Source organism: Pectobacterium aroidearum, assembly GCF_041228105.1.
GTDB classification, from domain to species: Bacteria; Pseudomonadota; Gammaproteobacteria; order Enterobacterales; family Enterobacteriaceae; genus Pectobacterium; species Pectobacterium aroidearum.
In genome coordinates this window covers 3,059,141-3,074,651 of record NZ_CP166097.1, presented here as the reverse complement: position 1 = coordinate 3,074,651, position 15,511 = coordinate 3,059,141, and the positions used below count along the sequence as shown (strand labels likewise).

At 51.8% G+C, this 15,511-nt stretch carries 10 protein-coding genes; 6 read left to right on the top strand and 4 right to left on the bottom strand.

Annotation, left to right across the window (positions count from 1 at the left end):
* Nucleotides 1-17: 17 nt before the first annotated feature.
* The 3 genes from cydC to trxB all read right to left on the bottom strand — a co-directional run bounded on the left by cydC (nt 18) and on the right by trxB (nt 4,722).
* A complete protein-coding gene (cydC, locus tag AB8809_RS14040; RefSeq protein ID WP_349856368.1) occupies nt 18-1,757 on the bottom strand; it encodes a cysteine/glutathione ABC transporter ATP-binding protein/permease CydC in 1,740 nt (579 codons plus the stop codon).
* On the bottom strand, nt 1,757-3,523 hold the full coding sequence (gene cydD, locus AB8809_RS14035; protein WP_349856367.1) for a cysteine/glutathione ABC transporter permease/ATP-binding protein CydD: 1,767 nt from the start codon (nt 3,521-3,523) through the stop codon (nt 1,757-1,759). The genes cydC and cydD overlap by 1 nt, the downstream gene beginning before the upstream one ends.
* A 236-nt stretch (nt 3,524-3,759) precedes the next feature.
* Nucleotides 3,760-4,722 carry a thioredoxin-disulfide reductase gene (gene trxB, locus AB8809_RS14030; protein WP_015839971.1) on the bottom strand — a complete coding sequence of 321 codons (963 nt, stop codon included), beginning with the start codon at nt 4,720-4,722 and terminating at the stop codon, nt 3,760-3,762.
* A gap of 551 nt (nt 4,723-5,273) precedes the next feature.
* On the opposite strand from trxB, the gene lrp reads away from it, so the two are divergent.
* The 6 genes from lrp to AB8809_RS14000 all read left to right on the top strand — a co-directional run bounded on the left by lrp (nt 5,274) and on the right by AB8809_RS14000 (nt 14,452).
* Nucleotides 5,274-5,768, top strand: coding sequence for a leucine-responsive transcriptional regulator Lrp (gene lrp, locus AB8809_RS14025; RefSeq protein WP_010277211.1), 495 nt, complete (start codon nt 5,274-5,276; stop codon nt 5,766-5,768).
* Between the two features lie 114 nt (nt 5,769-5,882).
* A complete protein-coding gene (locus tag AB8809_RS14020) occupies nt 5,883-9,356 on the top strand; it encodes a DNA translocase FtsK 4TM domain-containing protein (RefSeq protein WP_349856366.1) in 3,474 nt (1,157 codons plus the stop codon).
* A 263-nt stretch (nt 9,357-9,619) separates the two neighbouring features.
* Entirely contained in the window at nt 9,620-10,231 is a 612-nt protein-coding gene (gene lolA, locus AB8809_RS14015; RefSeq protein ID WP_015839973.1) for an outer membrane lipoprotein chaperone LolA, read from the top strand.
* Nucleotides 10,232-10,238: 7 nt separating this feature from the next.
* Entirely contained in the window at nt 10,239-11,582 is a 1,344-nt protein-coding gene (locus AB8809_RS14010) for a replication-associated recombination protein A (RefSeq protein ID WP_349856364.1), read from the top strand.
* Between the two features lie 103 nt (nt 11,583-11,685).
* Nucleotides 11,686-12,981, top strand: a complete 1,296-nt coding sequence (serS, locus tag AB8809_RS14005; RefSeq protein WP_180776983.1) for a serine--tRNA ligase — start codon at nt 11,686-11,688, stop codon at nt 12,979-12,981.
* 316 nt (nt 12,982-13,297) lie between these two features.
* A complete protein-coding gene (locus AB8809_RS14000; protein WP_015839976.1) occupies nt 13,298-14,452 on the top strand; it encodes an MFS transporter in 1,155 nt (384 codons plus the stop codon).
* Here the strand turns inward: AB8809_RS14000 and AB8809_RS13995 are convergent.
* Nucleotides 14,438-15,379 carry a LysR family transcriptional regulator gene (locus tag AB8809_RS13995; protein ID WP_015839977.1) on the bottom strand — a complete coding sequence of 314 codons (942 nt, stop codon included), beginning with the start codon at nt 15,377-15,379 and terminating at the stop codon, nt 14,438-14,440. The genes AB8809_RS14000 and AB8809_RS13995 overlap by 15 nt on opposite strands.
* Nucleotides 15,380-15,511 lie beyond the last annotated feature (132 nt).

Sequence of the window (15,511 nt, the reverse complement as noted above, 5' to 3'; positions counted from 1 at the left end):
TTTCAACTGAGTTTGCCTTAAACGTGTTGGCGGAATTGCCAATAACGCCCTTTTTGTGCCATTAGCGCCTGATGGCTGCCCTGTTCGATCACCTTGCCATCGTCCAGAATACAGATGCGATCCATTGACTCTAAACCGTATAACCGGTGAGTGATGACAATCAGCGTCTTATCAGCACAGTGTTGGCGTAGCAGTTGCAGAATACGTTTTTCAGTCTCTGCATCCAACCCTTCAGTCGGTTCATCCAACAAAACAAGCGGCGCGTCGTGCAATAAGGCACGTGCTAAAGCGATACGGCGCTGCTCACCGCCGGAGAGTTGGCGACCACCTTCTCCCAGCCAGGCATTCAGCCCTTCATTTTCCAGCAATTTTTCCAACCCGACCTGCTGTAATACCTCGGCCAGTTTTTCGTCCCGCGCCGTTGGTGCGGCCAGTAGCAGGTTATCACGCAGCGTTGCGCTAAAAATATGCACACGCTGTGGGACCACGCTCATCATTGCACGGAGGTCGGCTTCCCGCCAATCGGCAAGGACGTGGCCATTCAGCCTAATGTCCCCGTATTCACAATTCCATGCCCGAGTCAGCAGTTGCAATAGCGTCGATTTCCCGCACCCGGTACGCCCCAGCAGCGCCAGATGTTCGCCCGGTTTAATGGAAAGAGAAATGTTTTGCAGCACGGGCTGTGGCTGACCGGGGTAGGTGAAGCCCACATGTGAGAGGTCGAGTGCGGCCTCGCGTGACGTTTCTGGCCCGCGCTCAGGGAAAGTGACGTCAACGGGCTGGCGAATGATTTGATCGACCCGCGCGGCGGAAGCAATCACTTGCCCCATATGCTGGAAAGCCACCGTGACCGGAGCCAACGCTTCGAAGGCGGCAAGCGCGGCAAACACGAACAGTGCAATCAAGGCGCCGGGCTGTGGATTACCGCCTACGCCATCTGCCGCTAGCCACAGAATCAGGGTAACGGTCAGCCCGCTGCATAGAATCATCACCGCCTGAGACAGGCCAGTAAGATTGGCCTGCTGGCGTTGGCGGCGCAGCCAGTTAATTTCCACCAGCGCCAGCTGCTGACGGACGCGATCGAGCGCGCCGAAGACAGTCAACTCTGCCTGACCTTGCAACCAGGTCGTTAGCTGAAGGCGGTATTGTGCTCGCAGCGCGGTCAGATCCTGCCCGATGCCATTTCCTGCCCGATAAAATAGAACCGGCAGGCACAGCAGCAGTACCAGCATGATAGTGCCAAGCGTCAACGCCAATGTGGCGTCAATGAAGCTCAGGCCGTAACAGACAATAAGAATGACGGCGAAGGCGCTGATGATGGGGGAAATCACGCGCAGATAGAGGTGGTCTAGCGTATCCACGTCCGCCACAAGCCGGTTTAGCAACTCAGCCTGGCGAAATTGTGCCAGCCCACCCGGAGAGAGCGGCAGAATGCGAGAAAAGGTGAAAACACGTAAGCGCAGCAGAACGCGGAATGTGGCATCGTGGCTGACTAGCCTTTCGAAATAGCGCCCAGCCGTGCGCGCAATCGCCGCACCCCGCACGCCTGCGGCAGGCAACATATAGTTGAAGGTGAGCAGCCCGACGATTCCTGCCAATGCGGCGCCAGCCAGAAACCAGCCGGAGAGGGCAAGCAGGCCGATACTGGCAAGCAGGGTTGCAATAGCTAGCACGACGCCCAGACTTAAGCGCCAGATGTGCTGGCGGTAGAGCGCCAGAAACGGTTTTAATACCTGCATCGTTTTTCTCTGAGCCATTACAGTGCCTCCTGTCGTTGTGCCAGCAGCATCGCAAAGGGACCAGCTTCGGCTCGGAGTGTTTGATAATCACCTTGTTGGACTAACCGACCGCCGTCCATTACCCAGATTGCATCATATTCGGTGATATCGGCGAGCTGGTGCGTCACCAGCAGCGTGGTCTGGTGACGTGCAGCGTCGTTTAACGCCGTCATAACCAGCTCTTCGCTGTGGGCATCCAGACTGGCTGACGGTTCATCCAGCAGCAATAAGTTGCAAGGATGGATAAGCGCACGGGCAACGGCAACGCGCTGCGCCTGACCGACGGATAAGCGCGCTGCGCCGTCACCGATCGTGGTTTCCAGCCCTTGTGGGAGCTGTGGTAAGAATTCCTGCACATAGGCGCGCTCAATTGCCCGCTGTAACTCCACAATGTTGGCCTGCGGGTTACCCAGCAGAATATTGCTGCGCAGCGTCTGTTCCGGTAAATGGGGATTTTGCCCAACCCAGCTTAACTGCTTACGCCATGATTCAGGCGTCAGCGTGTTCAGGGCCTGACCGTTGACGGTTAATGAGCCGCGATAGGGCAGGAATCCCAGCAGGGCATTAAGTAACGAGCTTTTTCCTGCGCCGCTGAGGCCGACCAGTGCGATACGCTCGCCTGCGCGAATATCGAACGTCAACGGTTGAGTGAGTGGTGTGCCATTGGGCGCGAGGACGACGAAATCTTCTGCCCGAATGGCAATGGCGGTATCACTGTTGAATGTCTGGGTGCCAAAGCCTACAGTTTCACCTTCCTCGGCTAAAAAGGTCACCAGCGATTCCGCTGCGCCGATAGCCTGAGCCTTGGCATGATAGAACGTGCCCAGATCGCGTAAAGGCTGAAAAAACTCCGGTGCCAGAATCAGCACGAGAAAACCGGCGAAGAGTGTCACCCCCATACCGTAATGGCCGAAATCCAGTTCTCCGAGATAAGAGAAACCGAAATAGACGGCGACAACAGCGATTGAAATGGAAGCAAAAAACTCCAGTACGCCCGAGGAAAGAAATGCCATGCGCAGCACTTCCATCGTACGGCTACGGAAATCTTCGGACGCGTGGCGGATTTGTTCAGTTTCAGCCTCGCCCCGATGGAACAGGCGTAGTGTCTCCATCCCGCGTAGGCGATCGAGGAAATGTCCGCTCAGGCGTGCCAACGCCAGAAAGTTACGTCGGTTGGCATCCGCCGCACCCATACCGACCAGCGCCATAAAAAGCGGAATGAGCGGGGCGGTGAGAAACAGAATCAAGCCCGCAGCCCAATTGAGTGGGAAGATCGTGATTAAAATAAGCAACGGGATCAGCGCGGCAAGATACATTTGCGGCAGGTAGCGGGCGTAATAATCCTGCATATCATCAACCTGCTCAAGAATCATCGTTGCCCAACTGCCCGCAGGTTTGCCTTGTACCCAGGCAGGGCCAAGCTGTTGCAATCGATCCAGTACCAGCTTACGAATTTGCTGTCGAACGGCTTGCCCGCATAGAAAACCGACACGCTCGCGTAACACGCTGTTAAGCGCACGCAGAACAAATGTGGCGATCAGAAGAAGAAAAGGGGAGAGCAGAGATTCACGGGGAGCATGCTCGATGATCAAGGCATGAAGCAGCGTCGCTAACAGCCAGGCTTGTGCCACGATTAATGCACCGCTCAGGAACCCAAGCAGCAGTGAAATACGTAGCCAACGTTGCGCCAGCTTACTCTGCTGCTTCAGCCAGGCGGTCAGTTCTTGCTGTCTGGTTTTTTTCATCAGGCACCAGTTCGTTATATTGCAGAAATGGACTTAACAGAAAATAACTCTTATGTAACTGTTAGTTAACAAAATTATCTTCTATCATGCAGAATGACGCCATGTTACCGCGACAGGGGCGCGCTGCAAACGAAAAGGAGAAGGGAAATGGGGGAGGCGATCAATTTTTGTGTTGCGGAAGGCAAATCGGCAGGAAGAAAACGGAACGGCAGATGCCGCTCCGTGTCAGTGTCGTATTACTTATTGACGGTCAGTCCGTCCAGATAACGTTCAGCATCCAGCGCTGCCATACAACCGGTACCTGCAGAGGTAATGGCCTGACGGTAGATGTGGTCCATGACGTCACCTGCAGCAAAGACACCAGGAATGCTGGTTTGCGTCGCATTGCCGTGAATGCCGGATTGCACTTTGATATAACCGTTTTCCAGTTCCAACTGACCGCCGAACACGGCCGTATTTGGACTGTGGCCGATAGCGATAAATACGCCAGCCAGTTCCAGTTCTTCCGCTGCATCGCTTTGCGTATCGCGGATACGAACACCGGTCACACCCATGTCATCACCCAGCACTTCATCCAACGTACGGTTGGTATGCAGGATGATGTTGCCGTTTTTAACTTTGTCCATCAGTCGGTCAATCAAAATCTTCTCTGAACGGAACGTCTCGCGGCGGTGGATTAAATGCACTTCTGCCGCGATGTTAGACAGATACAGCGCTTCTTCGACGGCAGTGTTCCCGCCACCCACCACGGCAACTTTCTGATTACGGTAGAAGAATCCGTCACAGGTTGCACAGGCGGAAACGCCCTTGCCTTTAAATGCTTCTTCGGACGGCAGGCCAAGGTAGCGAGCTGATGCGCCAGTGGCGATGATCAGCGCGTCACAGGTGTATTCGTCGCTATCACCGAATAAACGGAAGGGACGGTTCTGCAAATCAACACGTTCAATATGATCGAAGATCACTTCGGTATTGAATTTGGTTGCATGCGCGTGCATGCGTTCCATTAACAGTGGGCCTGTTAAATCATCGGCGTCGCCCGGCCAGTTTTCTACTTCGGTCGTGGTCGTTAGCTGACCGCCTTTTTCCATACCTGTGATTAATACTGGCTGTAAGTTCGCCCGTGCGGCATAAACTGCGGCAGTATAGCCAGCGGGGCCTGAACCCAGAATCAATAACTTGTGATGTTTAACGGTACCCATGCTTTCCTCATTTCATGACGGTGGATAATGTCCATATGAACAGTCTCTACCACGGACAATGAGAATGATTGTAAGGAAATTACAGGAGTAAAAAAAGTATGCAGAAAAGTTGCTGGCTATTTGTTTAATCGTTAATGACGATGGTGACGACAAATAGCTGAAAAATCAGCCATATTCATAAGTAAAATGATTGAAGTCATCTCGGTGAGTGGCTCTGGCTTATCCAATCTGGCAGTTTCTTCTGATTTTCGTTGTTTTGCTTTGACAATCGGCTGTGCATTTGCGAAAACATCTGGGTAAGAGGAAATTTTTTGTATGTGAACAGTTAAAAGCTCGGCTTTTTATTCGTTTTTGCGCAGGTAGTAGGCCTTTGGGCCACGGATATGACGTGATGGTCTTTTTCGCGGGTGAGCAATACGTGGGGCGAGAACGAGAAGTTAATGACTTTTGATATACAAAATAGGCAGCGTGTCTTCTTTAAGGGTAGCTCTGATACATGAGGTCTATCGGGGTAAAGCGGGTGCAGGGAAAAGTGAAGAGAGACAATAATAATGGTAGACACTAAAAAACGGCCAGGAAAAGATCTCGATCGTATTGATCGTAACATCCTGAACGAATTGCAAAAAGATGGGCGTATTTCCAATGTCGAGTTGTCCAAACGTGTTGGTCTGTCGCCAACGCCTTGTCTGGAGCGTGTGCGTCGTCTGGAAAGACAGGGTTTCATTAACGGCTATACAGCGCTGCTAAACCCACATTATCTGGATGCGTCACTGCTGGTTTTTGTTGAAATAACGCTAAACCGCGGCGCGCCTGATGTGTTTGAACAGTTCAATGCTGCGGTGCAGAAGCTGGAAGAAATTCAGGAATGTCATCTGGTTTCGGGTGATTTTGACTACCTGTTGAAAACGCGCGTGCCGGACATGTCTGCTTACCGTAAGCTCCTGGGTGAAACGCTGCTGCGTTTGCCAGGCGTAAACGACACCCGTACTTACGTGGTGATGGAAGAAGTGAAGCAAAGCAACCGTCTGGTTATTAAGACGCGATAAACGTGTGGGTGCAAAACCCGATAAATTCAGCTACACTCCTGTGAATTTATACAGTCCCAGCGCCGGGTTTTCTCGGCGCTTTGTCATAAACCTTACAGGCCCCTGGAGAGACTCTTGAGCCAGGAATATACAGAAGATAAAGACGTTTCCCTGAAAAAGCTCAGTGGTACACGTCGTTTGCTTGAAGCGATTTTAATCGTTGTGGCACTTTTTGCGGTTTATCTCAGTGTCGCACTACTCAGTTTCAGCCCTTCCGATCCCAGTTGGTCACAGACTGCATGGCATGAACCGATTCACAACCTTGGTGGTGTAGCAGGTGCATGGCTGGCGGATACGCTGTTCTTTATTTTTGGTGTGCTGGCCTACGCCATTCCGCCGATTATGTTATCTCTGTGCTGGGCTGCTTTCCGCCAGCGTGATAACCACCAGTCTATTGACTACTTTACCTTTTCACTTCGCTTAATTGGGACATTGGCGCTGATCCTGACCTCTTGTGGTCTGGCTGCGTTGAATATTGACGATCTCTACTATTTTGCTTCCGGTGGTGTTTTGGGAAGCCTGTTGAGTAGTTCAATGATCCCGCGTTTCAACAGTATGGGCGCGACGCTGATTCTGCTGTGCGTGTGGGGAGCCGGGTTAACGCTGTTTACCGGTTGGTCATGGCTAACGATCGCTGAAAAAATTGGTGCTGGCGTGTTGAGCTGTCTGACATTTATGTCAAACCGTTCACGTCGCGATGAAGACTACCGCGAAGAAAACGATCGTGAAGAAGAAGATGAACGCGATGTGCTTAACCTGCGCCACGATGAAGCGTCGGGCGAGGCGGTAACGCAACAGCGTGATGACGATGATGTTCTGTTTTCTGCACCTTCCGTGGCCGATACCGTAAACGATACGGCGGCAGAGAATAAGATCGAGGCGTCATCATCTTCAACTGAAAACGCGTCGGCTGCTACTCCACCGGCTTTCTCAGCAGAAATGCCTGCGGTAGGGTCAACATTCCCTGAATTGACAGCGCCAGACTCGCCATTGTCTGATTCCGCGCCTGCTGCTGTGCCACCTGTTGCCTCATCAACGGTTGATACGGCACCATCGCTGAATCCGCCGCTATATTCGTTTGAAATCCCTGAAACACCCGCAGCGATGCCAGAGATCGCAACGTCGCCCGAACTCCATAGCAGTGCGTATACGCCTTACGGCAATAGTTACGGAGAGCGTGTCGTACCGCCGATCGTAGCGGCACCGGTGGTTCAACCCTTTGCTGAACCGCCACAGCCTGCACGCGATACGGATTTCAACGCGAACAACACCTTTATGCCTGCGTTCAGTGCTGATGGGGATGATAATCCGCAAATTAAACGCGGCGTCGGGCCAGAACTGCCGCGCCCTAATCCGGTGCGCATTCCTACCCGCCGCGAACTGGCGTCGTACGGAATTAAACTGCCGTCGCAGCGGCTGGCTGAAGAACAAGCAAGGCTGCAGGCGCAGAATGAGAGTGCGGAAACGGAATTGACGAATGATATCTATCAGGAGGAAACACCTGATGACATCGCCCGTCAGGAAGCGGCACTACAGCAGGAGTATCTGAATCAGCAGCGCCAGCGTTATGGCGATGAATATCCGTTACAGGAAGAGGATGAAGACGCGCTTCTGCAAGCACAGTTAGCCAGAGATTTCGCTGCGCAGCAGCAGTCCCGCTATGATGCTAATGCACCACAGTACGATGAGGAGATGCCTGCTCCGACAGCATCGCCTGCGGTCAGTGAACCCGTTCAACCGACGCCTGTGGCATCGCATAACGCTTTTTCATTCTCGCCGTTTAGCGCGGAGAATGAGCGCGAGCCTGAGCCGCAGACGTTCAGTGAGCCGACGTATACGCAGCCATCTTATCGTGCCGAACCCGATCTTCCACCGATGCACGCTGGTGACGATGACGACGATAATGAACGCAACCCGTTGACGTTTGGTCAGCCAACGCAACCGTCTTCAGTGTCGGTAGACGCTGCGCAACAGGACAGGCCAGCAGCGCCAACGCATCATCCGGCAATGGAGGGGCTGATTCATCCATTCCTGATGCGTAATGAACAGCCGTTGCAGAAGCCGACTACACCGCTGCCAACACTGGATTTATTGACTCCGCCGCCAGCCAGCGAAACGCCTGTTGATAATTTCGCGTTGGAGCAGACGGCGCGACTAATTGAAGCGCGTCTGGCTGATTTCCGGGTTAAAGCGGATGTGGTCGATCATTCTCCAGGTCCGGTGATTACGCGGTTTGAATTGGATCTGGCGCCGGGCGTAAAAGCGGCGCGTATCTCGAATCTGTCGCGCGATTTGGCTCGTTCACTGTCGGTTGTCGCCGTGCGTATTGTTGAAGTGATTCCAGGCAAACCGTATGTCGGTCTGGAGCTGCCGAATGCACATCGTCAGACGGTTTATCTGCGTGAGGTGTTGGATTGCGACAAATTCCGCGATAACCCATCGCCGCTGTCAATTGTGCTGGGTAAAGATATCGCCGGCGAGCCCGTCGTTGCCGATTTGGCGAAAATGCCGCACCTGCTGGTTGCTGGTACGACAGGCTCGGGTAAATCGGTCGGCGTCAACGCTATGATCATCAGTATGCTGTATAAAGCCACGCCGGAAGACGTGCGTTTTATTATGATCGACCCGAAAATGCTGGAACTCTCGGTGTACGAAGGTATTCCGCATTTGTTGACGGAAGTCGTGACCGACATGAAGGATGCGGCAAATGCGTTGCGCTGGTGCGTCGGTGAAATGGAACGCCGCTATAAGCTGATGTCGGCGCTTGGCGTGCGTAATCTGGCCGGATACAACGAACGGGTGATGACGGCAAACGCGATGGGACGCCCGATCCCCGATCCGTTCTGGAAGCCGGGTGACAGTATGGATATGACGCCGCCAGTACTGGAAAAACTGCCGTATATTGTGGTTATGGTCGATGAATTTGCTGACCTGATGATGGCGGTGGGTAAGAAAGTTGAAGAACTGATTGCCCGACTGGCGCAAAAAGCGCGAGCTGCCGGTATTCATCTGGTTCTGGCGACGCAGCGTCCTTCGGTTGATGTTATCACCGGATTGATCAAAGCAAATATTCCGACGCGTATCGCGTTTACCGTGTCCAGCAAGATCGACTCACGGACTATCCTCGATCAAGGCGGCGCGGAGTCGCTACTGGGGATGGGGGATATGCTGTATATGGCACCTAACTCCTCGATACCTGTCCGCGTTCATGGCGCTTTCGTCCGCGACGAGGAAGTTCACGCCGTCGTTCAGGACTGGAAAGCGCGGGGTCGTCCTCAATATATTGATAATATTGTCAGCGGTGGCGATGATGCTGAAGGAGGAAGCCTCGGCCTTGATGGCGACGAAGAGCTCGATCCGCTGTTCGATCAGGCGGTAGAGTTTGTGGTCGATAAGCGTCGGGCATCCATTTCCGGTGTACAGCGCCAGTTCCGTATCGGTTATAACCGCGCCGCGCGAATCGTTGAGCAAATGGAAGCGCAGGGCATCGTCAGCTCTCCTGGGCACAATGGCAACCGCGAGGTATTGGCTCCGCCATCAATGGAATAGCGCGTAGTATTGATTGATTTCACTCCATTATAAGGGCTGCGCGTGCAGCCCTTATGCAAAGAAGCGTAAAAGCGGTAATAAGCAGATAATTCACCTATCACCGTCCGAGTGGGTTCAGATAACATAGTTATATAGGTAGCGTGGATCTACCGATAACGTAGATCGACAAATAACATTGTTCCACAAATAACATCGACGCCATGTGAAGCATTTGTCTTCACTTGTGAAGGTGGTTATATCAGGACACTCAAAGGATTATGCGTATGAAAAAGTGGTTAGCCATCAGTTGCCTGATTGCAGGTATGACCTCAACTGCTGTCTATGCGGACGCGGCAAAAGATTTGCAGGGTCGCCTCAATAAAGTAAACAGTTTCCATGCAAACTTCAGCCAGAAAGTCACCAGTGCCGATGGCGCAGCGGTGCAGGAAGGGGAAGGCGAGCTGTGGCTGAAACGTCCTAATCTATTTAACTGGAAAACCACGTCGCCTGATGAGAGTACATTGATTTCTGACGGTAAAACACTTTGGTTTTACAACCCGTTTGTCGAACAAGTCACGGCAACGTGGCTGAAGGATGCCACAGGGAATACGCCGTTCATTCTGATAACTCGTAACGATGCCAGCGACTGGAATAAGTACGATGTGCGCCAGAAAGGTGATGATTTTGAGCTTACGCCGAAATCTGCGAGCGGCAATCTAAAACAGTTCGCGATTAATGTGACGACCAACGGCACGATCAAGCAGTTTACCGCGACGGAACAAGATGGGCAGCGGAGCACCTATGTGCTGAAGAACCAGCAAAATGCCGCTGTTGATGCCGCGCAATTCACGTTCACACCGCCGAAAGGCGTCACGCTGGATGACCAGCGTCAGTGAGGCCAGAGTGAGTAACCTGTCCCTGGATTTTTCCCATAACGAATTTCAACCTCTGGCCGCGCGTATGCGGCCTGCGACGTTGGCACAGTATATCGGCCAACAGCATTTGTTAGGTGCCGGTAAGCCTTTGCCACGCGCAATTGAGGTAGGGCAACTGCACTCCATGATTCTCTGGGGTCCGCCAGGCACGGGGAAAACCACGCTGGCAGAATTGATTGGGCATTACGGACAGGCTGATGTAGAACGCATTTCTGCCGTGACGTCCGGTATTAAAGAAATTCGTGAAGCGATTGAACGTGCACGACAAAACCGTAATGCCGGGCGTCGTACCATTTTGTTTGTCGATGAAGTTCATCGTTTCAACAAAAGTCAGCAGGATGCGTTTTTGCCACATATCGAAGATGGCACGATCACCTTCATCGGAGCAACCACAGAAAATCCCTCTTTTGAGCTTAATTCCGCGTTGTTATCGCGCGCCCGCGTCTATTTGCTGAAGGCGCTGACGGCGGAAGATATCGAACAGGTATTGCAGCAGGCGATGAGCGACAGCGAACGGGGATATGGAGGACAGAATATTGTCCTACCTGCCGACACCGCACGTATGCTGGCCGAATTGGTCAATGGCGATGCCAGACGCGCGTTGAATAGTCTGGAAATGATGGCAGATATGGCGGAAATTGACGCGCAGGGTATGCGTGTCCTGACGCCAGCGCTCCTCAATGAAATTGCAGGCGAGCGTAGTGCCCGTTTTGATAACAAGGGTGACCGCTATTACGACCTGATTTCAGCGCTGCATAAATCGGTAAGGGGCTCAGCGCCAGATGCGGCACTTTATTGGTACGCCAGAATTATCACCGCTGGCGGCGACCCGCTGTATGTCGCCCGGCGATTGCTGGCGATCGCGTCAGAAGATGTCGGTAATGCTGACCCGCGTGCGATGCAGGTGGCGATCTCCGCATGGGATTGTTTTACTCGCGTTGGTCCGGCGGAAGGGGAGCGCGCTATCGCTCAGGCGATAGTTTATCTGGCCTGTGCTCCCAAAAGTAACGCCGTCTATAGCGCTTTCAAAGCGGCGATGCAGGATGCGCGCGAGAAGCCAGACTATGATGTTCCCGAACATTTGCGCAATGCACCGACCCGATTGATGAAAGAAATGGGGCTCGGAGCAGAGTATCGGTACGCACACAACGAACCCAATGCCTATGCGGCTGGCGAGATCTACTTTCCGCCAGAAATGGCGGAAACGCACTATTACACGCCGACCTCGCGCGGCCTTGAAGGCAAAATTGGTGAAAAGCTCGCCTGGCTTGCCGCTCAGGATCAAAATAGCCCGACAAAACGCTACCGTTGAACTAAGCGTTGCGGTAAGGTTATTGCGGTATTTTCTGAAACCGGCCGCGTAGCGCGCCGTGTACGCCACCATTTCATTTGATAATCATAAGCACAGGATTAGCATGCTCGATCCCAATTTACTGCGTAATGAGCTAGACGCAGTCGCCGAAAAGTTACTGGCTCGCAGAGGCTTTAAGCTGGATGTTGAGACCCTGCGTAAGCAGGAAGAACGTCGTAAAGTATTGCAGGTAGAAACCGAAAACCTGCAGGCAGAGCGTAACTCCCGATCGAAAGAGATTGGTGCAGCAAAAGCACGCGGTGAAGATATCGAGCCTTTGCGTCGTGAAGTTAACACATTAGGCGAAAAACTGGATGCCGCGAAAGCCGAGCTGGATCAGTTGCAGAATGAAATTCGCGATCTGGCGTTAACCATTCCAAACCTGCCGGACGACTCCGTCCCGCTTGGCAAGGATGACACGCAGAACCAGGAAGTGACCCGCTGGGGTGAACCGCGTAAATATGATTTCCCGGTACGCGACCATGTTGAGCTCGGTGAAATGGCTGCCGGACTGGATTTTGCCGCTGCGGTAAAATTAACCGGTGCGCGTTTTGTTGTGATGAAAGGACAGATCGCTCGCCTGCATCGTGCACTTTCCCAGTTCATGCTGGATTTACATACGCAGCAACACGGTTATCAGGAAGCGTATGTGCCTTATCTGGTAAACCATGCCACGTTATACGGTACGGGTCAGTTGCCTAAATTTGGCGAAGACCTGTTCCACACTAACCCGTTAAGCGAAGAAGCAGAAAGCAGCCAATATGCGCTGATTCCGACGGCTGAAGTTCCGCTGACCAACCTGGTACGTGACGAGATTCTTGATGAAGAATCTTTGCCACTGAAGATGACTGCACATACGCCTTGCTTCCGTTCTGAGGCGGGGTCGTATGGTCGCGATACGCGTGGTTTGATTCGTATGCACCAGTTTGACAAGGTTGAGCTGGTACAAATCGTCCGTCCTGAAGATTCTATGCAGGCGCTGGAAGAGCTGACAACCCATGCCGAAACGGTGCTGCAACTGCTGAAATTGCCTTATCGTAAGGTCTTACTGTGCACCGGTGACATGGGCTTTGGTTCGACTAAAACCTACGATCTGGAAGTCTGGCTGCCCGCGCAGGATACGTACCGTGAAATCTCCTCTTGCTCAAACATGTGGGATTTTCAGGCGCGTCGTATGCAGGCTCGCTGCCGCAGCAAGTCCGACAAGAAGACCCGTTTGGTCCATACGTTGAACGGTTCTGGTCTGGCAGTTGGCCGTACTCTGGTGGCAGTTCTGGAAAACTACCAGCAGGCTGATGGCCGTATTGAGATTCCTGAAGTGTTGCGTCCGTATATGGGCGGGCTGGAATTTATTGGCTAATTTTCAGTTATCTGCATAAAGCGCCTAAGGGCGCTTTTTTTACGTCTTGTGTTCGGTAATATTTTTTCATCGTAAAAAGAGTTCCTCTGCTTCAAACCGTTCGTGTGACTTAATTTTAAAGCTAAAACCACCTTAAAATCAGTCGGGTAGCTTCTGTGTGTTTTTAAGCATGGCGGCCTGCCTATGGGAGTTGATGAATTCTTTCAATCCATAATGTGGGAAAGGACTTTTAGCACTTTTTGCCCGGATTGACTTTTATATGCGCAGTGGCATGATGCGCTCACTCTTCTCCGGTTGTTTGGTTATCCACTTCGCTATGTCTGCTTATTCCCGCCCAGTGCTGCTCTTGCTCTGCGGACTCTTGCTGCTGACAGTTTGTATCGCAGTATTAAATACTCTGGTACCACTTTGGCTGAGTTATCAATCGCTTCCTGTTTGGCAGGTCGGCCTCGTTGGCTCGTGCTATTTCGGCGGCAATCTGGTTGGAACGCTATTAGCCGGTAAATTAATCAAACTTTATGGGTTTAACCGTAGCTATTATTTCGCCGCTTTATTATTTGGCATCGCGATTTTTGGCCTCGGCATTTCTGCGGATATCGGCAGTTGGCTATTCTGGCGCTTTCTTGCTGGGATCGGCTGTGCATTAATCTGGGTCGTGGTTGAAAGTGCCTTGTTGTGTAGCGGAACGCCGACGCAACGAGGGCAACTGCTGGCTGCGTATATGATTGCCTATTACCTCGGTAGTGTGATTGGACAACTCCTGCTTGGTGTATTACCGACAGCATTGCTGAGCGTGCTGCCGTGGATGGTCGCACTGGTTATTCTGGCAATATTACCACTGCTGTTTACTCGTCTTCCTACACCGCCAGAACAGCAAGAAAAGTCTGTTAGTCTGTGGAAAATGCTGACGTATCGCAGCGCGCGTTTAGGCGTACACGGCTGTATTATTTCCGGTGCAATCTTAGGATCGCTGTATGGCCTGATGCCGCTATATCTCTCTCATCAGGGGATGAATGACGCACAGGTTGGATACTGGATGGCTCTGCTAATTAGCTCAGGCATTATTGGTCAATGGCCTATTGGACGTATGGCCGATCGATATGGCCGGCTGTTAGTTCTGCGGGTATTAGTCTTTGTTGTCATTATTGGCTGTGTAGCCATGTTAAGCATCAGCCACTATGCCATGGCGCCGTCGCTTTTCCTTCTGGGATGCGCAGGCTTTACGCTGTATCCCGTTGCTATGTCGTGGGCATGTGAAAAAGTGCGTCCTGATGAGCTGGTAGCGATGAATCAGGCTTTGCTCCTCAGCTACACGCTTGGCAGTCTTTGCGGGCCAAGCGTTGCTGCGGTATTGATGCAAAGCTACTCCGATCGCTTGCTGTTTGTATTGATTGCTGCTGTTGCCATGATCTACCTGATGATGTTGCTCAGAAAAGCCGATCATCATCCAACGCCATTAGCTGCAGCTTGAGGTAGAGACATCAAGGCCAGCCAGCGAGCTTTGTCCCGCTTCCACCATGTTGTTCCACAGCGCTTCAGCGACTGGGCTAAGGCGCTGTTTTGCATTTCGCACCAGATAAAATATGCTGGTTAGTTTTAAACGGTCTGGTGAAATTGCGGTGAGTTTCCCTTTCTCAACCCAAGGGGCAGCATAGTGATCGGGAAGAAAACCAATATGGGTGCCTGCCAGCAGCAGCAGTAAACTTGCTTCTACATTCCATGCTGTATCCTGCAAACCTTTCTTTGCAACAGGCCCTAACTGTTTACTAATTTCGTGTAGTGCATGCCCACCGATGAGCAGTCTGTTAGGGTTAAGTGTGCCCTCGTGCCACTCTCTTTCTATGCGTTCCCCGTGTTCAGACGCACAATAAAAATGGCTTTTTTCAACGAAAACAGGCTGGAAATGGATATCTATTGGAACATCATCTGGTAAGACGCTCAGAATGATATCAAGGTGACCATTTTTTAGGCGTTCCATTAATGGTGTATAATCACCAATCTCTAGTTCCACTGCAACATCAGGGCTTTGGTCGTACAATTTGCCAATAGCGTTAGAAATGACTTTGTCTGGGTGAGTCACGGTATTATCCAGACAACCAATCCGAGCTTTACCAATAAGCTGATGTTTTATACTTGCCAATCGATTAGCAAAATCGTCCAACGTAGCGATGACAGATTTAGCTTCCTGATAGACCACTTCACCTTCGGTTGTTAAGGCAAAACCACCGCGCCCACGCTCGCACAAAACGAGTCCAAGCGTATCCTCAAGGCGAGATAGGTAGTGACTTAACACGGGTTGGCTTAGGCCTGTTGCGTCTTGCGCGTTGGTAATTCCTTGTTTTTCAACAATTTTACAGAAAAGCTTTAACCAGCGGATCTCCAGTTTATCTAAGCGCATAGCATTTCCTTCGCACACATTACATATCTGAATGTTAACATCAAAATATATCTGTATTAATCGATATGAAACCCATTTATCTTGTCGTTACGCCACATACATTGATGTGGTTGCCACAAAAAAGCGTGGTTT